Source organism: Amycolatopsis sp. WGS_07 (genome assembly GCF_045278895.1).
In the GTDB taxonomy this organism is placed as follows: Bacteria; Actinomycetota; Actinomycetes; order Mycobacteriales; family Pseudonocardiaceae; genus Amycolatopsis.
The window spans coordinates 791,167-813,172 of sequence record NZ_CP136053.1 but is presented as its reverse complement, the minus strand read 5'-3'; the positions used below and the strand labels follow the sequence as shown (position 1 = coordinate 813,172).

General features: G+C 68.9%; 25 protein-coding genes. 16 read left to right on the top strand and 9 right to left on the bottom strand.

The annotated features are described in order from the left end of the window. Positions 1-2: 2 nt before the first annotated feature. On the top strand, positions 3-767 hold the full coding sequence (gene ehuA / locus RPX00_RS03620; protein WP_406637436.1) for an ectoine/hydroxyectoine ABC transporter ATP-binding protein EhuA: 765 nt from the start codon (positions 3-5) through the stop codon (positions 765-767). Here ehuA and RPX00_RS03615 read toward each other — a convergent pair. Beyond that, positions 751-1,308, bottom strand: coding sequence for a cysteine hydrolase family protein (locus RPX00_RS03615; protein WP_406637434.1), 558 nt, complete (start codon positions 1,306-1,308; stop codon positions 751-753). The genes ehuA and RPX00_RS03615 overlap by 17 nt on opposite strands. 70 nt (positions 1,309-1,378) lie before the next feature. On the opposite strand from RPX00_RS03615, the gene RPX00_RS03610 reads away from it, so the two are divergent. Both RPX00_RS03610 and RPX00_RS03605 read left to right on the top strand, forming a co-directional pair. Then, positions 1,379-2,377 carry a GlxA family transcriptional regulator gene (locus RPX00_RS03610; RefSeq protein ID WP_406637432.1) on the top strand — a complete coding sequence of 333 codons (999 nt, stop codon included), beginning with the start codon at positions 1,379-1,381 and terminating at the stop codon, positions 2,375-2,377. After that, positions 2,350-3,123 (top strand): enoyl-CoA hydratase-related protein, encoded by a 774-nt coding sequence (locus tag RPX00_RS03605; protein ID WP_406637430.1) that lies wholly within the window; start codon positions 2,350-2,352, stop codon positions 3,121-3,123. Before RPX00_RS03610 ends, RPX00_RS03605 begins: the two co-directional genes overlap by 28 nt. 169 nt (positions 3,124-3,292) lie before the next feature. Here the strand turns inward: RPX00_RS03605 and RPX00_RS03600 are convergent, their stop codons facing one another. After that, on the bottom strand, positions 3,293-3,832 hold the full coding sequence (locus tag RPX00_RS03600; protein ID WP_406637428.1) for an NUDIX domain-containing protein: 540 nt from the start codon (positions 3,830-3,832) through the stop codon (positions 3,293-3,295). A 93-nt stretch (positions 3,833-3,925) separates the two neighbouring features. On the opposite strand from RPX00_RS03600, the gene nucS reads away from it, so the two are divergent. Continuing rightward, positions 3,926-4,585 carry an endonuclease NucS gene (gene nucS, locus RPX00_RS03595; RefSeq protein ID WP_101438079.1) on the top strand — a complete coding sequence of 220 codons (660 nt, stop codon included), beginning with the start codon at positions 3,926-3,928 and terminating at the stop codon, positions 4,583-4,585. A gap of 6 nt (positions 4,586-4,591) precedes the next feature. On the opposite strand, the gene RPX00_RS03590 is transcribed toward nucS, so the two are convergent. Further along, positions 4,592-5,035, bottom strand: a complete 444-nt coding sequence (locus RPX00_RS03590; protein ID WP_406637426.1) for a hypothetical protein — start codon at positions 5,033-5,035, stop codon at positions 4,592-4,594. Between the two features lie 79 nt (positions 5,036-5,114). After that, a complete protein-coding gene (locus RPX00_RS03585; RefSeq protein WP_406637424.1) occupies positions 5,115-5,540 on the bottom strand; it encodes a hypothetical protein in 426 nt (141 codons plus the stop codon). A gap of 276 nt (positions 5,541-5,816) precedes the next feature. Between RPX00_RS03585 and RPX00_RS03580 the strand changes: the two genes are divergently transcribed. From RPX00_RS03580 to RPX00_RS03550, 7 genes are all read left to right on the top strand, one after another. Further along, on the top strand, positions 5,817-7,514 hold the full coding sequence (locus RPX00_RS03580) for a sodium:solute symporter family protein (RefSeq protein WP_406642744.1): 1,698 nt from the start codon (positions 5,817-5,819) through the stop codon (positions 7,512-7,514). 10 nt (positions 7,515-7,524) lie between these two features. Further along, positions 7,525-7,791, top strand: a complete 267-nt coding sequence (locus RPX00_RS03575; RefSeq protein WP_406637422.1) for a hypothetical protein — start codon at positions 7,525-7,527, stop codon at positions 7,789-7,791. 47 nt (positions 7,792-7,838) lie between these two features. After that, a complete protein-coding gene (locus RPX00_RS03570) occupies positions 7,839-8,834 on the top strand; it encodes a hypothetical protein (protein ID WP_406637420.1) in 996 nt (331 codons plus the stop codon). Between the two features lie 78 nt (positions 8,835-8,912). Further along, the gene (gene dhaK, locus RPX00_RS03565; RefSeq protein ID WP_406637418.1) at positions 8,913-9,914 is read left to right on the top strand and encodes a dihydroxyacetone kinase subunit DhaK; all 1,002 of its coding nucleotides are present in this window, start codon (positions 8,913-8,915) and stop codon (positions 9,912-9,914) included. Further along, a complete protein-coding gene (dhaL, locus tag RPX00_RS03560; RefSeq protein WP_406637416.1) occupies positions 9,914-10,537 on the top strand; it encodes a dihydroxyacetone kinase subunit DhaL in 624 nt (207 codons plus the stop codon). The genes dhaK and dhaL overlap by 1 nt, the downstream gene beginning before the upstream one ends. Beyond that, positions 10,534-11,220: a dihydroxyacetone kinase phosphoryl donor subunit DhaM gene (gene dhaM / locus RPX00_RS03555; RefSeq protein ID WP_406637415.1), complete on the top strand. Its 687-nt coding sequence runs from the start codon at positions 10,534-10,536 to the stop codon at positions 11,218-11,220. The genes dhaL and dhaM overlap by 4 nt, the downstream gene beginning before the upstream one ends. A 116-nt stretch (positions 11,221-11,336) precedes the next feature. Continuing rightward, positions 11,337-13,103 (top strand): 3-hydroxyacyl-CoA dehydrogenase family protein, encoded by a 1,767-nt coding sequence (locus RPX00_RS03550; RefSeq protein WP_406637413.1) that lies wholly within the window; start codon positions 11,337-11,339, stop codon positions 13,101-13,103. On the opposite strand, the gene RPX00_RS03545 is transcribed toward RPX00_RS03550, so the two are convergent. Together RPX00_RS03545 and RPX00_RS03540 are read right to left on the bottom strand one after the other, a co-directional pair. Next, the gene (locus tag RPX00_RS03545; protein ID WP_406637410.1) at positions 13,097-13,531 is read right to left on the bottom strand and encodes an N-acetyltransferase family protein; all 435 of its coding nucleotides are present in this window, start codon (positions 13,529-13,531) and stop codon (positions 13,097-13,099) included. The genes RPX00_RS03550 and RPX00_RS03545 overlap by 7 nt on opposite strands. Positions 13,532-13,549: 18 nt before the next feature. Further along, positions 13,550-14,065, bottom strand: coding sequence for an Lrp/AsnC family transcriptional regulator (locus RPX00_RS03540; protein ID WP_406637408.1), 516 nt, complete (start codon positions 14,063-14,065; stop codon positions 13,550-13,552). 59 nt (positions 14,066-14,124) lie between these two features. Between RPX00_RS03540 and RPX00_RS03535 the strand changes: the two genes are divergently transcribed. After that, positions 14,125-15,237 (top strand): trans-sulfuration enzyme family protein, encoded by a 1,113-nt coding sequence (locus tag RPX00_RS03535; protein ID WP_406637406.1) that lies wholly within the window; start codon positions 14,125-14,127, stop codon positions 15,235-15,237. Positions 15,238-15,396: 159 nt separating this feature from the next. On the opposite strand, the gene RPX00_RS03530 is transcribed toward RPX00_RS03535, so the two are convergent. Continuing rightward, positions 15,397-15,600 (bottom strand): zinc ribbon domain-containing protein, encoded by a 204-nt coding sequence (locus tag RPX00_RS03530; protein WP_078870550.1) that lies wholly within the window; start codon positions 15,598-15,600, stop codon positions 15,397-15,399. Positions 15,601-15,645: 45 nt separating this feature from the next. Here RPX00_RS03530 and RPX00_RS03525 point away from each other — a divergent pair, with 45 nt between their 5' ends. Together RPX00_RS03525 and RPX00_RS03520 are read left to right on the top strand one after the other, a co-directional pair. After that, positions 15,646-16,770 carry an alkaline phosphatase family protein gene (locus RPX00_RS03525; RefSeq protein ID WP_406637404.1) on the top strand — a complete coding sequence of 375 codons (1,125 nt, stop codon included), beginning with the start codon at positions 15,646-15,648 and terminating at the stop codon, positions 16,768-16,770. A 475-nt stretch (positions 16,771-17,245) separates the two neighbouring features. Further along, positions 17,246-17,551, top strand: coding sequence for a hypothetical protein (locus RPX00_RS03520; protein ID WP_406637402.1), 306 nt, complete (start codon positions 17,246-17,248; stop codon positions 17,549-17,551). A gap of 170 nt (positions 17,552-17,721) precedes the next feature. On the opposite strand, the gene RPX00_RS03515 is transcribed toward RPX00_RS03520, so the two are convergent. Next, positions 17,722-18,234: a GNAT family N-acetyltransferase gene (locus RPX00_RS03515; RefSeq protein ID WP_406637400.1), complete on the bottom strand. Its 513-nt coding sequence runs from the start codon at positions 18,232-18,234 to the stop codon at positions 17,722-17,724. 62 nt (positions 18,235-18,296) lie between these two features. Here RPX00_RS03515 and RPX00_RS03510 point away from each other — a divergent pair, with 62 nt between their 5' ends. Beyond that, positions 18,297-19,061, top strand: a complete 765-nt coding sequence (locus RPX00_RS03510) for an alpha/beta fold hydrolase (RefSeq protein WP_406637398.1) — start codon at positions 18,297-18,299, stop codon at positions 19,059-19,061. Here the strand turns inward: RPX00_RS03510 and RPX00_RS03505 are convergent. Continuing rightward, positions 19,054-19,884 carry a phosphotransferase gene (locus RPX00_RS03505; RefSeq protein ID WP_406637396.1) on the bottom strand — a complete coding sequence of 277 codons (831 nt, stop codon included), beginning with the start codon at positions 19,882-19,884 and terminating at the stop codon, positions 19,054-19,056. The genes RPX00_RS03510 and RPX00_RS03505 overlap by 8 nt on opposite strands. A 135-nt stretch (positions 19,885-20,019) precedes the next feature. On the opposite strand from RPX00_RS03505, the gene ctaD reads away from it, so the two are divergent. Next, complete coding sequence (gene ctaD, locus RPX00_RS03500) at positions 20,020-21,792, top strand: cytochrome c oxidase subunit I (protein WP_378308058.1); 1,773 nt, start codon at positions 20,020-20,022, stop codon at positions 21,790-21,792. The last annotated feature ends 214 nt before the right edge of the window (positions 21,793-22,006 follow it).

The following is a 22,006-nucleotide window of genomic DNA, read 5'->3' as shown; positions in this document are numbered from 1 at the left end:
CAATGATCCGGTTCGACCGGGTCGTGAAGAAGTTCGGCGGCACCACCGTCCTGCGCGAACTGGATTTTACCGTCGCGCCAGGGGAATTCGTCTCGCTGATCGGGCCGAGCGGTTCCGGCAAGACGACCATCCTGCGTCTGCTCATGACGCTGGAGAAGGTCGACGGCGGCACGATCGAGGTCGGCGGCCAGCCGTTGAGCCACATGCCGCGGCGGGGCAAACTCGTTCCGGCGGACGAAAAGTACCTGCGCGGGATGCGCCGCCGGATCGGGATGGTGTTCCAGCAGTTCAATCTCTTCCCGAACATGCGGGTGCGGCAGAACATCACCGAGGCGCCGGTCCGCGTGCTCGGACTGTCCACTGCGGACGCCGAGGCGCGCGCGACCGAACTGCTCGAACTGGTCGGCCTCGCGGACAAGGCGGACGCGCATCCGGCGGAACTGTCCGGCGGCCAGCAGCAGCGCGTCGCGATCGCTCGCGCGCTGGCGATGCGGCCGGAAGTGCTGCTGCTGGACGAGATCACGTCGGCGCTGGACCCGGAACTGGTCGCCGAGGTGCTGCGGGTGCTCCGGGAGATCGCGTCCACCACGGACATCACGATCCTGTGCGTGACGCACGAGATGCAGTTCGCGCGCGAGGTGTCGGATCGGGTGATGATGTTCGACCGCGGTCAGGTGCTGGAAGACGCGCCGCCGGACCGGCTGTTCACCGCGCCGGAGCACGAGCGCACGAAGGAATTCCTGCGCGCGGTCATCGATCGAGAGTGAGGATTTCCTTGGTGGACTTGACCGTCGCGAAGCCGCCGCCGTGCAGGTTCGTCGCGGTCGCGCGGCTCAGTTCGTCGGCGGTCAGGGTGGTGCCGTCGGGGCCTTCCAGGTCGAAGGTGAAGGTCGCGTCCAGGGCGAACGTGACGTCGTAGCCCAGGTTTCCGCCCATGCGCGCGGTGGTTTCGCAGCAGAAGTTGGTCTGGATTCCGGCCAGGACGAAGCTGGTGATGCCGCGGGTCTTGAACCACGCGTCCAGGTCGATGTCGCCGAGGAAGGCCGAGTTCACCTTCTTGCCGAACACCAGGTCGGGGCGGGCGCCGTCGAGTTCGGGCTTGAAGTCGTTGCCGGGCTGCCCGGGACGCAGCGGCGAACCGGGCTTGACCGAATCGTGGTGCACGAGCACGACCGGGTCGCGGCGGTCCTGCCACGCTTGCAGCAGCGCCTTCATGTTCGCCTCCGCGCCGGGGTTGTTGCGCGGGCCCCAGAACGCGGCGTCGTCGAAGCCTTGCTGGACGTCGATCAGCAGCAGTGCGGTAGTCATGCTTCGAGTGTGGCCGGGAAACGGGGCCGAGGGGAGTGGCACAAGACGCGCGATGCGGTACTTTTCTGCCATGCGCACGATCGGGGTGCTGCTCCTGCCGGGCAGCCGGATGTTCGACCTGGCGGTGATCGCGGAGGTGTGGGCGCAGGACCGCACCGACAGCGGCATCGGCCCGTTCACCGTGCGGGTCTGTGCGCCCGGACGAGGGCGTACGCAGGTGTCGCCGTTCGGCGAAGTCGTTGCGACGCATGGCCTTTCTGGCTTGGACGACTGTGACCTGGTCCTCGCCCCTGGCCGCGACAACCCGCTCGCCGAGGTCCCCGCGGCGGCGCAGGCGGCACTCCGCCGTGCGCACCGCTCGGGTGCGGTGGTTGCCGGACTGTGCTCCGGGGCCTTCACCCTCGCTGCTGCCGGACTGCTCGACGGCCGCCCAGCCACCACGCACTGGCGCGACCTGGACGCACTCGCGACAGCCGCGCCAGCCGCCGACCTCCGCCGCGACGTGCTCTACACCGAACAAGACGGCGTACTCACGTCGGCAGGCGTCGTCGGTGGTCTCGATCTTTGCCTGCACCTGGTCCGCCGCGATCACGGAGCAGAGGTCGCCGCTCGCCTCGCGCGCCGGCTCGTCATGCCCCCGGTTCGCGAAGGCGGCCAACGCCAGTACGCCGAATCCCCGTTGCCCGGCAACCCTTCCCGCCCCGGTATAGCGTCCACTATGGACTGGGCGATGACCCGGCTGTCCGGCGAGATCGGCGTACCGGATCTGGTCGAGCACGCGGGAATGAGCCCGCGGACGTTCCACCGCGAGTTCGTCGCCGCGACCGGCAGCACGCCCGGCCGATGGCTGCTCGTCCAGCGAGTGCGGCACGCGCGGCGGCTGCTGGAAACGACGGATCTGCCGGTCGCCCGGGTGGCCGAACGCGCGGGACTCGGCAGCGCCGCGAACCTGCGCCGCCGGCTGCGGGCGGAGGTGGGCGTCGGACCGGATTCCTATCGGCGCACTTTCCGCATCCCGTCCGGCGGGGTTACGGTCGGAGCATGGGCGAGTACGAGCACCTCCTCGTGAAGCGCGACGGGGACACGGTCACCATCACGATGAACCGCGCGGCACGGCGCAATTCGCTGTCCGCCGACCATCTCGGCGAGCTGCTGGCCGCGTTCCGCGAGGCAGGAGAGTCCGACGCGACCGGCATCGTGCTGGCCGGCGCGGGCCCGGTGTTCTCCGCCGGACACGATTTCGGCGACGTCGCCGCCCGCGACCTGATGGGCGTGCGCGAACTGCTCACCCTGTGCACGACGCTCATGCGGACGATGGAATCGGTGCCGCAGGTGGTCATCGCGCGAGTGCACGGCCTGGCGACCGCCGCGGGCTGCCAGCTGGTGGCGTCGTGCGATCTGGCGGTCGCGGCGGAGTCGTCGGGCTTCGCCCTGCCCGGCGGCAAGGGCGGCTGGTTCTGCCACACGCCCGCGGTCCCGGTCGCCCGCGCGATCGGCCGGAAACGCCTGATGGAACTGGCCCTGACCGGCGACGTCATCGACGCGGCGACCGCGCTCGACTGGGGTTTGGTCAACCGGGTCGTCCCGGACGATTCCCTGGACGAAGCGGTCGCCGAACTCCTCGGCCGCGCGACCCGAGGCAGCCGCGCGAGCAAGGCGATGGGGAAGCAGACGCTGTACGCGCAGCTGGACCGCCCGGAGGCGGACGCGTACGCGATCGCCGTCGAGGTGATGGCGTCAGCCTCGCAACTGCCGGGGGCGCGGGAGGGGATGGCGGCGTTCCTGGAGAAGCGCAAACCCGAGTGGACGGACTAACCCCGCACCCCGCTCTGCCCATGTGGCTTTCCCCGTAGCGGGTGCGCTGTCCGTGAAGGACTCCTTGAGGGAATCAGATTCCCTCAAGGACCCCTTCACGGACCTCTGCAGCCGGAGTTGCGCGGCCGTCTCGCTCCGAGCACTACTGAAGCGACGCCAGCGCGGGTGATCAGCGCCGTTCGTGCAGTAACAGCAACGTATACGCGGCCACCGACTGCGCGTCCGAGATCTCCCCGGTGGAGATCATCTTCTCCACCTCGCCCCGGCTGAACCATGCCGTCCGCATGTCCTGTTCCTCCAGCTCCCGCTCCGGCTCGCCCTGCGAAAGGCCCGTCGCGAGATACACGTGCCCGCGCTGGCTGGTCAGTCCGGGCGCGACGTCGAGCATCCCCAGCTCGGTGAACGCCGAAGCCCGCAAGCCGGTCTCCTCCCGCAGTTCCCGCTGGGCCAGTTCGGCGGGCGGGGTCTCGGCGAGGTCGGGCGCGGTGCCCTGCGGGAATTCCCACCGCCGCATCCCGAGCGGGTACCGGAACTGCTCGACCAGGTGCAGCCGGTCGCCGTCGAGGGGGATGACCAGCGCGTAGGTCGGTTTGTCGACGACGCCGTAGATGCCGTCGCTGCCGTCGGCGCGGCGGATGGCGTCCTCGCGCACGGTCATCCAGTTGTTCCGATACACCTCGCGGGTCGCGACACGCTGAATGGGGTCCACCTCGCCAGTATCGCCGAGCCTGTCCTACCCTCGGCGGGTGCGTCTCGTGCTCCCCTCTCAGCAAGCCAGCCCGCTCGGTGCGGGGCGGGTCCGATGAGGCTCGTCGTCGCCCGGTGCCAGGTCGACTACGTCGGCAGGCTGACCGCGCATCTGCCGATGGCCAACCGCGTCCTCATGGTGAAGGCCGACGGTTCGGTGCTCGTGCACTCCGACGGCGGCTCGTACAAGCCGCTGAACTGGATGTCGCCGCCGTGCTGGCTGATCGAGGACCCGGACGTCTGGACGGTCCAGAACAAGGCGGGCGAGAAGCTCGTCATCACGATCGACGAGGTCATGCACGACCTGAAGCACGACCTCGGCGTCGACCCCGGCCTGCAGAAGGACGGCGTGGAAGCGCATCTGCAGGAACTGCTCGCCGAGCACATCAAGACCCTCGGCGACGGCTACACCCTCGTCCGCCGCGAGTACCCGACCGCGATCGGCCCGGTGGACATCATGGCCCGCGACGCCGACGGCGGTTCGGTGGCGGTGGAGATCAAACGCCGCGGCGAGATCGACGGTGTCGAGCAGTTGACCCGGTACCTCGAACTCCTCAACCGGGACCCGCTGCTGGCCCCGGTGCAAGGAGTGTTCGCGGCACAGGTGATCAAACCGCAGGCGCGCGTTCTCGCCGAGGACCGGGGGATTCGCTGCGTGGTCCTGGACTACGACGCCCTGCGCGGCACCGACTCGGACGAGTTCCGGCTGTTCTGAGCGCGTTCACCGAGGACTGGGCGCTGCAACCGTGCCCCGGCGCTCCAGTGCCTTGTCCGCGAACCAGCCGTTCGCTTTCTCGCTGAACAGCGCCGACATCGCCAGTCCGAACAGCACCAGCCCGACCAGCATCGCGACGTTCCCCGAGAACAACGCGATCAGGGCGACAATCGCGGACAGCGCCTCGAATGCCATCACCAGCCATCGTCCCCAGTTGTGCCCGAACGCGACCGCGAATCCGCCGAGCAGCAGTGCCCCCGCGAAGACATACGACAAAGCCACGGCGAAGTGCATTTCCGACAGCACGTCCTGGTAGTGGCGTTCCCGTTCGCTGATGTCGATCTGCGTCAGCACCGCGAACGCGCCATTGCCCAGCGCCTGCAGGAAGACGAACACGAGTACGGCGATCAGCCGCTTGGGCATGCGCGGATGGATCGTGGGATAGGTCATCACGACGAGTCCTTTCCAGCCTTACCGACAGTGGCGCGACGGTAGGCCCAGAGTGGCGGGACCCGTCCCCGGTTCGGCGTCAGATCGTCGAGCCCGCTCGGCGGTGAGCGGTCTTCACCGCGAACCACGCCTTAACCGGTTCCCGGAACAGCGTCGTCACCACTAACCCGGCCAGCACCAAACCCACCGCTGCCGCCAGGCTGCCGCCCGCCAGGTTCACCAGGCCGCCGATCGCGGACAGCACTTCGAACGCCAGCAGCGACCATCGGCCCCAGCCGCAGCCGAACAGGACCGCGATCCCGGACACCAGCAGCCCCGCGGCGAAGACGTACGACAACCACGTGATCGCGTACAGGATCGAAAACGGCTCCTCGGCGCCGCTTCGCTGCTTGGCGATCTGCAACTGGGCGGACGCGCCGAACACGCCGTTCATGAGCACCTGCAGGACCACGACCGCGAGCGCGGCGCGGAGCCGTCCGGGCATGGGGATCGCGGGGCCGGTCATCGCGGCGAGGTCCTTTCCGAGGGCACCGACGGTGCCGGGAGCTTAGGGCAGCCCCTCCCGGATCGGGTGAATTCGTCCCCGTCGTGAGGGGTTGGCCGGCGAAGCGACAGGACTCAACACGGGTGCTTCCGGGCACGCGGAATGCACAGGTCAGCGGCAGGTTGGTGAAAAACCGCGGTGTCGGGGTGCCTGTTCGGAATCCATGCAGTACTGTGCCGGTCTGACAGGAACGATGGTGTTTTCTGTGTGAGAATGTTTGATTCGGAGGTGGCAGGGGTGCCGTTCCTCGCCGACGCGAACTTGCGGCTCGACGCGAGTCCGATCGACTACATCGAGTTGGCGTTCTATTTCGTCCTGGTGCTGGGCATCGGCTATCTCGCCCGAAGGCAGGTGTCGAGCAGCCTCGACTTCCTGCTTTCCGGCCGGTCGCTGCCCGCGTGGGTCACCGGTCTGGCGTTCATCTCCGCGAACCTCGGCGCGGTCGAGGTCATGGGCATGTCCGCCAACGGCGTCCTCTACGGCCTGCCGACCGTCCATTACTTCTGGATCGGCGCCATCCCGGCGATGCTGTTCCTCGGCCTCGTGATGATGCCGTTCTACTACGGCTCCAAGGTCCGCAGCGTCCCCGAGTTCATGCGCCGCCGGTTCGGGCCCGCCGCGCACCTCGTGAACGGCATCAGCTTCGCCGCCGCGCAGATCCTCATCGCGGGCGCGAACCTGTTCCTGCTGGCCAGCGTCGTGAACCTGCTGCTGGGCTGGCCGCTGTGGCTGTCGATCGTCATCGCCGCCGCGATCGTGCTCGGGTACACCGCGCTGGGCGGGCTTTCCGCCGCGATCTACAACGAGGTGCTGCAGTTCTTCGTGATCGTCGTGGCGCTGCTGCCGCTCACCATCGTCGGCCTGGTCAAGGTCGGCGGCTGGCAGGGCCTGGTCGACAAGATCACGCACAGCCCGGGCGGCACTGAACAGCTGCACTCCTGGCCGGGCGACAACCTGACCGGCTTCGGCAACAACTTCCTGTCCGTCCTCGGCATCGTGTTCGGTCTCGGCTTCGTGCTGTCCTTCGGGTACTGGACGACGAACTTCGTCGAGGTCCAGCGCGCGATGGCGTCGAAGAGCATGTCGGCCGCGCGGCGGACGCCGATCATCGGCGCGTTCCCGAAGATGCTGGTGCCGTTCATCGTCATCATCCCCGGCATGATCGCCGGCGTCGTGGTGCCGGAGTACCTGCAGGACAAGGGACTTCTGCTGGCGGACAAACCGGCGCAGAGCGGGGTCACCGCGAACAACGCGCTCCTGCTGCTGATGCGCGACCTGCTGCCCAACGGCATCCTCGGCATCGCGATCGCCGGTCTGCTCGCGTCGTTCATGGCGGGCATGGCGGCGAACCTCAGCTCCTTCAACACCGTGTTCACGTACGACATCTGGCAGACGTACGTGAAGAAGGACAAACCGGACGGCTACTACCTGAACCTCGGCCGCAAGACCACGGTCGTCGCGACCGTGCTGGCCATCGGCACCGCGTTCGTGGCGTCGCAGTCCGCGAACATCCTGACCTACCTGCAGGACCTGTTCTCGTTCTTCAACGCGCCGCTGTTCGCCACGTTCATCCTCGGCATGTTCTGGAAGCGGATGACCGCGGCGGCCGGGTGGATCGGCCTGGTGGCCGGTACCGCGTCGGCCATCACGATCTGGGCGCTGTCGCAGGCGGACGTGCTTTCGCTCGCCGGGCAGGGCACCAGCTTCGTCGCGGCGGGCACCGCGTTCGTGGTCGACATCGTGGTGAGCGTCGGGGTTTCGCTGTCCACCCAGCCGAAGCCGGAGGCGCAGCTGGTCGGCCTGGTCTACTCGCTCACGCCGCGCGACGCGCTCAAGCACGACAACACCGGCGAGAACGCGGGCTGGTACCGCAAGCCGGGCCTGCTGGCCGGCATCGTCCTCGTGCTCACCATCGCCCTCAACATCATCTTCTGAGGAGGCCCGCATGACCGAGAAAACCTCGCGGCCGCACAAGGCGGGCGCCTTCGACATCCGGCTGATCATCGCGCTGCTGCTCGGCGTCTACGGCGTGATCCTCACCATCATGGGCGCCGGGTTCACCAGCGACGAGGACCTGAAGAAAGCCGCCGACGTGAACATCAACCTCTGGTCGGGCATCGGCCTGCTGGTGGTGACCGCGTTGTTCGTGCTGTGGTCGGTGCTGCGCCCGCTGGTCGTGCCGCCGTCGACGGAAGAGTCACCCACTGAATAACCGGGTTGTTCCCACGTCCGGCGACCTGGCCCGCTAGGTTGCCGGACGTGGTGCACGATCTCCGGTTCGGCCGGTTCCCGAAGCTGTTCGCCCTGGTCGCTGTGGGCGCGGTCGCGTTGTCCGCGTGCGGCGGCCCGAATCTGGGCAAGGAGAACTTCGCGCGCACGACCGTCCCCGCCGCCGGGGACAGTGCCGCGACGTCCGGCCCGATCACCGACCCCGCGGTCGCGCCCGCCGTCCTGCGCGACCTGATGCCGTGCCAGTTCGTGGACAAGACGGCGATGAGCCCGCTCGGCACGATGCAGGAAGAGCCGAGGGCGTCGAGCACGCAGTTCGACACCTGCGTCGCCAAGGCGAATGACCCGGGCGGCAAGGAAATCCGGGCGAGCGTCGAGGTCGGCGGCATCGTGACGTTCGCCTCGGACAAGACGACCGGCGTGGTCGGCGGGCTCCCGCAGGTCGAGGTCCCCGACCTCGGCGGCGGATCCGGCTGCGTGGTCAGCGCGCTCACCGCGCGGAACCCGACCTTCGGCGTGTCCTTCCGGATCGACTACACCGGCGGTGACGCCTGCGCCGCCGGGCGCAAGCTCGTCGCGTCGGCCGTCGAGAAGCTGCACAACAACCCGCAGAAGTACACGCCGGGTCCGGGCACGCTGCTCGCCGTCGACCCGTGCACCGTCCTCGACACAGCTGCCGTCGACGGCGTCGTGAAGGGCGGGAAGCCGCGAGCGTCCGGGCTGCACTCGTGCGAATGGGGCCTGATCCCGAGTGTCCGGGTGACGATGTCCCCCGGTGCCGCGCCGTCCGAGGGCGACGGCTGGCTGAAAGCCGACGTCGGAACGCCGAGCCAGGCGTACGCGAAGCAGGGCACCTCCGGGTCCAGCTGCAAGGTCGAATGGCAGCACCGGCAGTGGAAGGAAGACCGCGTCGAGGTGGTCCAGCTGGAGTACACGAACTCCGACGCGCAGGCGGACAAGGACGATCCGTGCGGCAAGAGCGTCGGGCTCGCCAAGCAGCTGGCCGGGAAACTGCCCAAGGCGTGACGAGGGGGCGCTTTGCGGCGCGCCCGGCGACCTCATAGGTTGGGGCAGTCCACGACGCCGAGGTGCCGGAGGCCCGCCATGAAGAAGATCATCAACGATCCGGCTGCCGTCGTCGCCGAGTCGCTGAGAGGGCTTGCGGTCGCGCACGCCGACCTGCTGCGCGTACGCGACGATCCAGCGCTGGTCGTGCGCGCGGACGCACCGGTGGCGGGCAAGGTCGCGGTGGTTTCCGGCGGCGGGTCCGGGCACGAACCGCTGCACGGCGGGTTCGTCGGCCCCGGCATGCTCGACGCCGCGGTGCCGGGACCGGTGTTCACCTCGCCCACCCCGGACGCGGTGCAGGCGGCCCTCGCCGCGACCACCGGACCGGCCGGGGCGCTGCTGATCGTGAAGAACTACACCGGCGACGTGCTGAACTTCGAAACCGCCGCCGAACTGGCCGCGGCTGAGGACCTGGACGTGCGCAGCGTCGTCATCGACGACGACGTGGCGGTCAAGGACTCCACGTTCACCGCCGGACGGCGCGGCGTCGGCGGCACCGTGCTGCTGGAGAAGATCACCGGTGCGGCGGCCGAGCGAGGCGATTCGCTGGACGCGGTGGAAGCGTTGGCGCGCAAGGTGATCGGGCAGGTCCGATCGATCGGGGTGGCGCTGTCCGCGCCGACCGTGCCGCACGTCGGCGAGCCGAGTTTCGACCTCGGCGACGACGAGATCGAGTTCGGCATCGGCATCCACGGCGAACCCGGCCGCGAGCGGATCCCGGCGGAATCCGCCGACGCGCTGGTCGCCCGGATGGTCGAGGCGGTGGTGTCCGACCTGCCGTTCGAATCCGGCGACAAGGTGCTGCTGTTCACCAACTCGATGGGCGGCACGCCGCAGCTGGAGCTGTACCTCGCGCACGGCATCGCCGAGCGGCTGCTGGCCGAGCGCGGGATCCTGGTCGAGCGCAGGCTGGTCGGCCCGTACATCACGAGCCTGGAAATGCAGGGCATCAGCCTGACGCTGCTGAAATTGGACGACGAGCTTACGCAGCTGTGGGACGCGCCGGTGCGCACGCCCGCGCTGCGGTGGGGGATCTGATGGGCTGCACTGCCGAAGGGGTCGCGGCCGCGTTGCGCGCCGCCGCCGAGGTGATCGCCGAACACCGCACCGAACTGGTGGAACTCGACCGGGCGATCGGCGACGCCGACCACGGCGAGAACATGAGCCGGGGCTTCGCCGCGATCGTCTCCGCGTTGGAGACCGCGGTGCCGGAAACGCCGGCCGGAGTCGCGAAACTCGCTGCCACCACACTGATTTCCAAGGTCGGCGGCGCGGCTGGCCCGCTTTACGGCACGGCTTTCCTGCGCGCGTCGGCGAAGCTCGGCACCGCGGCGGAGGTCGACGTGCCGCTGCTGCTGGACGCGTTGCGCGCGGCCCTGGAGGGCGTGCAGGCCCGCGGCAAGGCGGTGGGCGGCGACGCGACGATGGTCGACGCGCTGCTCCCGGCCATTTCCGCGGCCGAGGGCGCTGCGGACGGCACGATCGCGGACGTGCTCACCGCGGCCGCCGACGGAGCTGACCGCGGCGCGGAGTCCACTGTGGACCTGGTGCCGCGCAAGGGCCGCGCGTCCTACCTGGGAGAACGCGCGGTCGGACACATGGATCCGGGTGCCCGTTCGACAGCGCTGCTGCTGCGCGCGTTCGCGGAGGCGGCCCGGTGACCGTCGGAATCGTTCTTGTGTCGCACAGCGCGAAACTGGCCGAAGGACTGGCTGAACTGGCCGCGCAGATGGCCCCGGACGTCCGGATCGTCCCGGCCGGCGGGCTGCCCGACGACGGCGGCATCGGCACCGACTACGACGAGGTCGTGGCCGCCACCCAGCGCGCCGACTCCGGCGACGGCGTGGTGCTGCTCTACGACCTCGGCAGCGCGCAGATGACCGCTGAGCTGGCGGTGGAATCGCTGGCCGATCCGTCGGCCGCGGTCGTGGTCGACGCACCGCTGGTGGAAGGCGCGGTGGCGGCGGCCGTCGCGGCGCAAGGCGGCGCGAACGCCAAGGCGGTGGGCGAGGCGGCGGCGAGCGCCGGGGTCGCGCCCGACCTGGCCGCGGTGGAGCCGTCCGCGGCAGGCGAGGAAGGCGTGGTGGAGAAGGAATTCACGCTGACCAACGACGTCGGCCTGCACGCGCGCCCGGCCGCGGTCGTGGTGCGCAGCCTGGCGGAATTCGAGGCCGAGGTGTCGATCCGGCTGGGCGAGCAGGAGGCGGACGCGCACAGCGTGCTGGCGCTGATGTCGCTCGGCGCGCGCCAGGGCGACCGGATCGTGGTGCGGGCTCGCGGGCTGCAGGCGGCGGAGGCGGTCGCGAAGGTGGCCGAGCTGGTGGAGGCGAACTTCGGGGAGTGACCCGGGTCTTTCCGACCGGGTGACTTCGCCGGGACTGACTCGATTCCGATGTGCTTTCAGGGGTCTCGCATGGCACAGTGAGCGGCAATTACCAGCGGGTAACCTCTGGAGGCCCTGTGGCACGGGAAATCTCGACGGTCGGTGTGGTCGGTCTTGGCACGATGGGCGCGGGCATCGCCGAGGTGCTCGCCCGCAGCGGGCTCGACGTGGTCGCGGTGGAACTGGACGAGGCCGGGGTCGAACGCGGCCTCGGCCACCTGCGGCATTCGACCGAACGGGCGCTCGCGGGCGGGAAACTGGACGAGGCGGGCCGGGAGGCGCTGCTGGGCCGGGTCCGCTGCACCACCTCGCTCGCGGATCTGTCCGAAGTGGACCTGGTGATCGAGGCGATCCCGGAGAACCTCGCGGCGAAGGCCGAGGTGTTCACCCAGCTGGACCAGGTGACGCGGCCGGACGTGGTGTTCGCGTCCAACACGTCGTCGCTGTCCATCACCGAGATCGGCGTGCACACCGCGCGGCCGGGCAAGGTCGTCGGGATGCATTTCTTCAACCCGGCGCCGGTGCTGAAGCTGGTCGAGGTCGTGCGGACGGTGGTGACCGAGCCGGACGTGGTGTCCGACGTCGTGGAATTCGCGCAGCGACTGGGGAAATCGCCGGTGGTGATCGGCGACCGGGCCGGATTCATCGCGAACGCGCTGCTCTTCGGTTACCTCAACCACGCGGTGCGGATGTACGAGCAGCGCTACGCCACCCGGGAAGATCTCGACGCGGCAATGCGATTCGGCTGTGGCTACCCGATGGGCCCGCTCGCGCTGCTCGACTTGATCGGGCTGGACACCGCGTACGAAATCCTCGACACGATGTACCACCAATCCCGGAACCGGCTGCACGCGCCCGCGCCGCTGCTGAAGCAGATGATCACCGCCGGGCAGCTGGGACGCAAGAGCGGGCACGGTTTTTACGCCTATGACGCACCGGATTCGCCCGTGGTGGTGGATTCCGTCGCGTCGTCCACTGTGGATTCTTCGCTCGCCCGCGCGGTGCAGTCCGTCGGGGTGATCGGCACCGGAACGATGGCCACCGGAATCGCGGAAGTGTTCGCCAAACGCGGGTTCGACGTCGTGTTGCGGGCGCGCAGTATGGAGAAGGCCGAAGCGTCGGTGGCGAAGGTGAAGAAGTCGCTCGACAAGGCTGTGGTGAAGGGCAAACTGTCCGAAGAGGACGCCGCGGCCGCGCTCGGCCGGATCCGGCCGGTGACCGAGTTCGAGGAATTGGCCGAGGTCGACCTGGTGGTCGAGGCGGTGGCGGAGGAGCTTTCCGTTAAGCAGGCGGTGTTTTCGGCGCTGGACGAGGTCGTCCGGCCGGGCGCGGTGCTCGCGACCACGACTTCCTCGCTGCCGGTCATCGAATGCGCGGCGGCGACTTCGCGTCCCGGTGATGTGATCGGCCTGCACTTCTTCAACCCGGCACCGGTGATGAAACTGGTGGAAGTCGTGTCGACGATCGCGACCGCCCCGGATGTCACTGCGACCGCGACGGCGGTGTGCGCGGCCGTCGGCAAACACCCGGTGCATTGCGGCGATCGGGCCGGATTCATCGTGAACGCGTTGCTGTTCCCCTATCTCAACGACGCGGTGAAAATGCTGGAGGCGCATTACGCGTCGGCGGACGACATCGACACCGCGATGAAGGTCGGCTGCGGCCTCCCGATGGGACCGTTCGAATTGCTGGACGTGGTCGGTCTGGACGTGTCGCTCGCGATCGAGCGGACGCTGTTCAACGAATTCCGCGAGGAAGGCTTCGCGCCAGCACCGCTGCTGGAACACCTGGTGACGGCTGGACGGTTGGGGCGCAAGACGGGGAAGGGCTTCAAAGACTACTGACGCTTGTACGTGTAGAGAATGAAGCCGTCGTGGTATTTGCCTACTCGGTCGTAGAGCGCGCGGGCTGAGGCGTCTTCGAGGGTGTTCCAGTAAAGCGACGGAAAGCCTTGTTCGTCAGCGTCGCGGGCCACCCATTCGATCAACGCCGTCGCGACACCCTTTCGCCGGACATTCTCCGCGACGAACAGGTCAGCGAGGTAGCACTTCCCGGAGTACCAAATGCTGGCATGGAACAGGTAATGCGCGATGCCGACCATCGTGCCGTCCAGCCGGGCGGCGATCCCGCGGATCCGGTCGTCGTCAAGCAGGCGGCGCCAGGTCCGGTCGTAGCTGTCGTCGGCGCGCTCGACGGCGAAGTACGCGTCTTTGCCGCGGGCGAGGGTTTCCCAGTCCGCGCGGTCGGATTCGGTCAGGTAGCTGATCTCCACCGGTCCATCTTGCGCCGATCACCGCCCGCGCCGCCGGATGCGCGCGCCCTGGGCGGGTTCGCCGTCCGGCGGCAGCAGCGGACCGCCTTGCCACTGTTGGAACACGAGGTTGGTGTGCACGCGGGCGACCTCGTCGCGGGAGGTGAGTTCGTCGAGCACGAGCCGCTGCAGTTCGGCGGCGGACGTGGTCGCGACGTGCGCGAGGAAGTCGTCCGGCCCGGTCAGGTGGTACACCGCGCGGATTTCCGGCAGCGCCAGCAGATGCTCCACGAACTGCTCGACCAGCGGCCGCCGATGCGGCCGGACCTGCACGAACAGGAACGCCTCGAGCGGACGGCCCACCTTCGCCGCGTCGACCTTGGCGTGCTGCCCGGTGATCACCCCGGTCTCGCGCAGCCGGGCCACCCGGTCCAAACAGGTCGACGGCGCGAGCCCAACCGCCGCCGCCAGCTCCTTGTTCGACGTCCGGGCGTCGTTCTGCAACACCCGCAGAATCTCAAGATCAACCGGACTCAGTTCGACTTCCTGCGTCATCCACGAATTTTAACCGATCTGGTTGTGTTCAACCCGTCCTTTGTCCGACCGTGGCTGCCATGACTTCCGCCCTGCGCACCCGAGCCGTCCACGCCGGCCGCGACGATCTCGCCGACCTCGGCCTGCACGCCGCCCCGCTCGACTTCTCCACGACCTACCCCGCGCGGGACAGCGCGGAAGAGGCCCGCCGGATCGACGAGTTCGCCGCGGGCGGCAACGTCACCGGCATCTACGGCCGGATCGGCAACCCGACCGTCGAACGGTTCGAACAGGCGCTGGCGGAGCTGGAAGGCTTCGACCACGCGGTCGCCTTCGCCAGCGGCATGGCGGCGGTTTCCGCCTGTCTGCTTTCCGCGGTGTCGCAAGGAAAACGGCACATCGTCGGCGTCCGCCCGCTCTACGGTTGCACCGATCATTTGCTGACCACCGGCCTGCTGGGCACCGAAGTCACCTGGACCGCGCCGGAGGATGTCGCCGACGCCCTGCGCCCCCACACCGGCCTGGTTTTCGTAGAGACCCCCGCGAACCCGACCCTGAGCGAGCTGGACATCGCCGCGTTGACCGCCGCGTGCGGCGACGTCCCAGTGCTGGTCGACAACACCTTCGCGACCCCCGTCCTGCAACGCCCCGGCCGCCTCGGCGCACGGATGGTGCTGCACAGCGCGACGAAGTTCCTGGGCGGCCACGGCGACGTCATGGGCGGCGTCGTGGCTTGTGACGCGGAAGAAGCCGCGCGCCTCCGCTCCCTGCGCTTCGCGACCGGCGGCGTGCTGCATCCCCTTGCCGGATACCTGCTGCTGCGCGGCCTTTCGACGCTTCCCCTGCGAGTCAAAGCCGCCTCGGAAACAGCGGCCGTCTTGGCCTCGCGGCTAGCTTCGCACCCGTCGGTCAGCGCCGTGCACTACCCGAAACTGGGCGGCCCGCTGGTGGCCTTCGAGGTAACCGGCGACCCGCACGCGGTCATCGGCGCCGTCCGGCTGATCACGCCCGCGGTGAGCCTGGGCAGCGTGGACACGCTGATCCAGCACCCAGCGTCCCTGACCCACCGCATCGTCGCCGAAGACGACCGCACCGGCTCGGGAATCACCCACGGCCTGCTGCGGCTCTCGGCTGGCTTGGAGGACGTCGAGGACCTGTGGCTTGACCTGGACCAGGCGCTGAAGGCCTGCTGATTCGCTGCCTCCGCACCGGCAGGTTGGCTGGTGCGGAGGCAGCGGCCCGCGCTGGCTTCTTGCCCGATCAGGGTGTTGCTGAGGCGGAAACGCTGGGTTGCGTCCGCCTCTGCCAGTTGGCGTCGGGCATCCGCTGTGCCCCGCCTCCGCGCAGGCATGTCAGCTGCAGCAACCGCCTCCGCAACACCCGCCGCCAGCCGGGGCGGGAGCGGACGCCGAGCCCGTGAGCGCGACGGTGGTGAGCAGCTTGACCGTGTCCGTGTGCCCCTCGGGGCAGGGAGCGGGCGCGCTGGACTCGGCCATCGGGCGCTGAAGCTCGAACGTCTCGGTGCAGTCGCGGCAGCGGTAGGCGTAGGTGGGCATGGCTTGATTATCGCTGGCGGGCCGCGTTGGTGGGAAGCTGTCCGGGTGGATGTGCCCCAGTACGCGGATGTTCCGCACTTAGGCCAGGTCGTTCCCGCCCTGCTCGGCGCGCTGGGCGTGCCCGGCGAGGACGGCGGCCTGGCATTGCCCGAAGCCCGCAGCGCGTGCGTGCTCCTCATCGACGGCCTCGGCTGGGAACTGCTCGCCCAGCACGCGGCCGACGCTCCCGTCCTCACCGAACTGGCCAGCCGCCCCCTGCGAGTCGGCTTCCCGTCGACCACCGCGGCCGGCGTCGCAGCGATCGGCACCGGTCTGGCGTCAGGCGAGCACGGCATGGTCGGCTATACCTTCGAGGTGCCAGGCGCGGGCGTGATGAACGCCCTGCGCTGGTGCTCCCACGAAGACGGCGGAGACCTACGTGGTGCCCTGCCCCCACGCGACGTCCAACCCCTCCCGACAACCTTCGAACGCGCCGCCGCCGCAGGGATCGAAGCGGTCGTAGTGTCTTCGGCGCGTTTCGCCAACACTGCCTTGACTCAGGCGACACAAAGCGGTGCCCGATACGCCGGTGTACACGCGCTAGGCGACCTAGCCGCGCGAACCCTGGACACCCTGTCTTCGCGCGCGTTTTGCTATGCCTACCACAGTGAATTAGACCTGCTAGGCCACCTCTACGGCCCCGGCTCGACGGCTTGGCGCATGCAACTCCGCCACGTCGACCGCCTAGTTGAGTCCATTGTGGACGGCCTACCCTCCGGTGCCGTCCTGGCGGTGGTGGCAGACCACGGAATGGTCACCGTCGAGGAAAAACTGAACCTAGAGGACACCCCCGAACTACTAGCAGGCGTCCGCGCCTTCGGCGGCGAGGTCCGAGCGCGGCACGTCTACACAGAACCCGGCGCGACAGCCGACGTGGTAGCCGCGTGGCGCGAAGTGCTGGGCCCACGGGCCTGGGTACTGCCCCGAGAGGAGGCAATCGCAGCGGGTTGGTTCGGTGCCGCGGTGAGCGACCGAGTACGCCCACGAATCGGCGACGTCGTCGCAGCGGCGACGGGAACGTTCGGGATGGTGCGCGAACTGGCCGAGGCAGTGGAAACCACCCTGATAGGCCAACACGGCTCACTGACGGCGGCGGAGCAGCTGGTTCCGCTGGCGATCGCGCGGGGCTGACTCTGAGGGCATCGACCCCGACACCTCCGCGGCGTAGGTCGGTCACGGGCCGGTATAGGCGGCGGTCACCTCGCGATACCCGGCTTGCCGTGCCCGAACCTGGTGGCGACCCCGCTTGACCTGGCGGCAACGCTGAACATCGCGCTACTGACCTCGACCTGGCGGCAATGCGCGACGTCGCGCTACTGACGCTGGCGAACAGCAGCTCCTCCGAATCCAGCCAGGCCTGCGTCGCTTGCTGCACCCAATGTGGCGTTGGGCGCATCCGACGCCCACATTGGGCGCGGTCGCCGCGCCGAACGTCACGGGCGCGTGAGCTGGCCCGAACGCGGGTTGTTGTGGGCAGCCGCGAAACGCGGTTCCCCGTCAGTCAAGCTGAGCCGTCGGGTTCCGGGTGCGCCGCGGAATTCCAGGTGCGCCGCAGGGTTCCAGGTGTGGCTGAGCCGCCCCGCCCAGGCCCAGTTACCGTGATCGCGTGCCCAGACGCAATCGACCCGGCCGAGGCCGTCCCGGTTCCGGCGAGCGACCGGATGCCGGTGCGGTCAGCGGATGGGCTCGCAGCGAATCCGGGCCCGACGGGGACTGGCTCGTGCGCACCGTGCCCGGCGCACAGGCCGCCAAGACCTACCGCTGCCCCGGCTGCGACCACGAGATCCGGCCCGGTGTCCCGCACCTGGTCGTCTGGCCCGCTGACGAAACCGGCGGCATCGCGGACCGACGGCATTGGCATCGCCCGTGCTGGGAGGCACGCGCCCGTCGACGGCCCAATCGGCGCTGGTGACGAGAAACCGTTACTGGGAAAGGGCTTCCTTCCGCACCGCCGCTACCTCCATCGCTGTCGCCCGTCGCGGCTACCTCGTTCGCTGCCCTCCTCCGCCGCCACTGTTGCCACCGCTGTCGTCGCCGCTCGCACCTCTCCGCCTGAAACGCCGTCACCGCAGAGAAACGCCCTCACCGCCGGTAATGCCGCGAAACCGCCCCGTCGTACTCCTCCTCCACGTACCCGGTGAACCCCAGCTTCTCCACCACCCGCAGCGACGGCGTGTTCGTCACCGCGACACTGATGAGCACCGGAATCGCCGGGATCTCCCGTTCCGCCCACTCCACCGCCGCCCGCGCCGCCTCGAACGCGTAGCCCTTTCCCCACGCCGACGGGCGGAACCGGTAGGCCAGGTTCAGCACCTTCTCGCCCCGGAACTCCCGGTTCCGGACGCCGGTCATGCCGATCACGTCCGATCCGTCGGCGGACTCCGGCCTGCCTCGCTCGCGGACCGCCAGGTACCCGTAGCCGAACTCCGCCCAGTGGTCGAGCCAGCTGTCGAACATCACCAGCGTGGTCGCGGTGTCCGGCGGACGCGGGTTGAACCGGTTCGTCTCCGGGTCGCTCTGGATCTCCACCACCGCCTGCCGATCAGCCTCTACGAAGTGCCGTAGCACCAGCCTTTCCGTCACGATCTCTGTCACGCCCCGACCATAACGACGGGGTCCGACAAAAATCGCGCCAAAAAACCGCGACAATCTCCGCCATGACCGAACTGCCGTTGGTGCTCCTGCACGCCTTCCCGCTCGACGCCCGCATGTGGGACCCGGTCCGCGCGCCGCTCGCGGAACGTTTCCGGGTCATCACGCCTGACCAGCGCGGCCTCGGCCGGAGCCCGCTGCCGGAGACCCCGGAGACCCCAGAGACCCCGGAGACCGAAACCGAACCGGACCTGGCCGACGCCGCCCGAGACGTCATCGCTCTTCTCGACAAGCTCGAACTCGATCAGGTGGTTCTCGGCGGCTGTTCGATGGGCGGCTACCTCGCGATGGCTGTCCTGCGGCAGGCGCCCGAACGCGTCGGCGGGCTCATCCTCATCGACACCAAAGCCACCGCGGACACCCCCGAAGCCGCGCAGACCCGGCTCGACGTCGCGAATCGCGCCGAAGCCGAAGGCGTCAAAGGGTGGCTGGCCGACGGAAACCTGCCGAAGCTGCTGGCCGACACCGCCTCCGCGGACGTTCGCGCGCGCGTGCGCGAATTGATTGACGAGCAGCCGCCGTCCGGGGTCGCCTGGGCGGCGCGGGCGATGCGCAACCGGCCCGATTCTGTCGACCTGCTGCGCGAAACTGAGGTCCCGGCGCTGGTCATCGTGGGGGAGCGCGACGCGCTCACGCCGCTCGACGCCGCCAACACCATGGTCGAAGCGCTACCCGACGCGACCCTCGCCGTCCTTCCCGAAGTCGGGCACCTGACGCCACTGGAGGACCCGGCAGGCGTGGTCGAAGCGATCCTCAGCTGGCTCAGCTGAAGTACTCGACCGCTGCGGCGCGCGCCTCGTCTAGCCGGTGTGGGAAACGCTGTGCGATCAGGAACCGCCACACCACCACGAAGAGCGAGCGAAGCTGCGTACACGTCGCGAGGACAGCTTCGTCCGCTTCGTGCGGGTACGCGGCGAGGAACTCCGGCCCGCCTTGTCGCGCGAGGATCGCCAGGTCCCATTCGAGCGGTCCGCGCCAGGTGTCCTCGAAGTCGAGCCAGCACGGGCCGTCGGCGGTCTGGATGAGGTTGCCGGGGTGTGCGTCGCCGTGCAGGGCCTGGCCGGGGCCCGACGGCAGCAGCGCCGCGAGCCGTTCGGTTTCCGCGCGGATCCGGTCGGCGAAGCCGTCCAGCACCTCGCCGTCGCGGGCGACGGTGTCCAGGAGTTCGCCGACCGGTCCGCGGGACGGCAGGTCGCCCGGGTAATCGCGCAGCGCGGCGTGGACCCGGGCCAGCGACGCGGCGGTCTCGTCCGGCGTGTGCCGATGGTCCGGATCGTGCGGGGTCCACTGCCAGAGCGTGACCGGCAAACCCTCGGCGAAATGCGGTCCGGCCGGGGGATCTGACGTCGGTGAGACGACGCGCACACCACGTTCGGTGAGGTAGGCCGAAAGGGCGACATCCCGTTCGAGCCACGCCGTGGCGTCCGGCCGCAGCAGCCGCGTGGTCGCCGGGACCCGCGCCACGACCGGACCCATTCTCACCAGCACGTTCGAGCGTTCATGGAGGACCTCGGCGGCGGCGGCCGGAAGGCCGAACCGGCGGCCGACCGAGAGCGCGGCCGAGACCGCCGCGGCGCGGTACGGGTCGGTCATGCGGTGATCTAACCAGCCGGTGCGAGCGACTGTCGGTACCGAGGGCTACGATCCCCTTAACCGCCCGGATCAGGCTCGCCTGAGCCCGAGCGCCCCGAAGTTGACCACCACAAGGTTGCAGTGTTGGAGGCAGGAGTGACGGCCGTAGCCCCCAAGCCGATCGCAACGCGCCCGTATCCCGCGCGCGAGACGGCAAAGGGTTCGTACCTGCTGCGGTTGTTCCGCACGACGGACCACAAGCAGATCGGGATCATGTATCTGGTCTCGTCGTTCGCCTTCTTCATGATCGGCGGCGCGATGGCCATGCTCATCCGGACGGAGCTGGCCCAGCCAGGGCAGCAGTTCCTGTCCCAGGAGCAGTACAACCAGCTGTTCACCATGCACGGCACGGTGATGCTGCTGCTGTACGCGACGCCGAGCCTGTTCGGGTTCGCGAACTTCATCCTGCCGCTGCAGATCGGTTCGCCGGACGTGGCGTTCCCGCGGCTGAACGCGTTCTCCTACTGGCTGTTCCTGTTCGGCAGCCTGATCGTGCTGTCCGGCTTCCTGACGCCCGGCGGCGCCGCCGACTTCGGCTGGTTCGCGTACACGCCGCTCTCGGACGCCATCCACTCGCCCGGCGTCGGAGCCGACCTGTGGATCGCCGGCCTGGCGGTGTCCGGTCTGGGCACCATCCTCGGTGCGGTCAACATGATCACCACGGTGGTCTGCCTGCGCGCGCCCGGCATGACGATGTACCGGATGCCGATCTTCACCTGGAACATCCTGATCACGAGCATCCTGATCCTGCTCGCGTTCCCGATCCTCACCGCGGCCCTGTTCGGCCTGATGGCGGACCGGCACCTCGGTGCCCACGTGTTCGACCCGGCCAACGGCGGGGTGATCCTGTGGCAGCACCTGTTCTGGTTCTTCGGCCATCCCGAGGTCTACATCGTCGCGCTGCCGTTCTTCGGGATCGTGTCGGAGATCTTCCCGGTCTTCAGCCGCAAGCCGGTGTTCGGCTACAAGGGCCTGGTCTTCGCGACGCTGTCGATCGCGGCGCTGTCGGTGGCGGTGTGGGCGCACCACATGTACGCGACCGGCGCGGTCCTGCTGCCGTTCTTCTCCTTCATGACGTTCCTCATCGCGGTCCCGACCGGCGTGAAGTTCTTCAACTGGATCGGCACGATGTGGAAGGGCCAGCTGTCCTTCGAGACGCCGATGATCTTCTCGATGGGCTTCATCGTCACGTTCCTCTTCGGCGGTCTGACCGGCATCATGCTGGCCGCGCCCGCCATCGACTTCCACGTGTCGGACAGCTACTTCGTGGTGGCGCACTTCCACTACGTCCTCTACGGCACGATCGTGTTCGCGACCTTCGCCGGCATCTACTTCTGGTTCCCGAAGATCACCGGCCGGATGATGGACGAGAAGCTCGGGAAGTGGCACTTCTGGACCACGTTCATCGGCTTCCACACCACGTTCCTGGTGCAGCACTGGCTCGGTGCCGAGGGCATGCCGCGGCGGTACGCGGACTACCTGGCCAGCGACGGGTTCACCACGCTGAACACGATCTCCACGATCGGCGCGTACATCCTCGGGGCGTCCACGCTGCCGTTCATCTGGAACGTGTTCAAGAGCTACCGGTACGGCGAGATCGTCACGGTCGACGACCCGTGGGGCTACGGCAACTCGCTCGAGTGGGCCACGTCCTGCCCGCCGCCGCGGCACAACTTCACCGAGCTGCCCCGGATCCGTTCCGAGCGGCCCGCGTTCGAGCTGCACTACCCGCACATGGTGGAGCGCCTCCACGCGGAAGGCGAGATCGGCTTCTTCGGCAAGCAGAAGCACGTCGCGGCTCCGTCGCAGAAGCTCGTGGACGCCACCATGCCGGGCGACCACAGCAAGGACAACGCGAGCGAGCAGTAACCGGCGCTCGAAAAGCTGCACGGCGCGTGCCCGGTCGGGGTTTCCCGGCCGGGCACGCGCCGTTTTCGTACCGGGGGAGTGCTTCGGCGGGGTGTTAGGGCGGTGGGGGTGGGGTGTGCGGGTGGGTGGTCGTGAGTGGCAATCCCGGTTAGAACCGGCATCGCCGCTCACGAGACCTGACCAGCTGCCTCACCGCAGGCCGCTCACGTTGCTG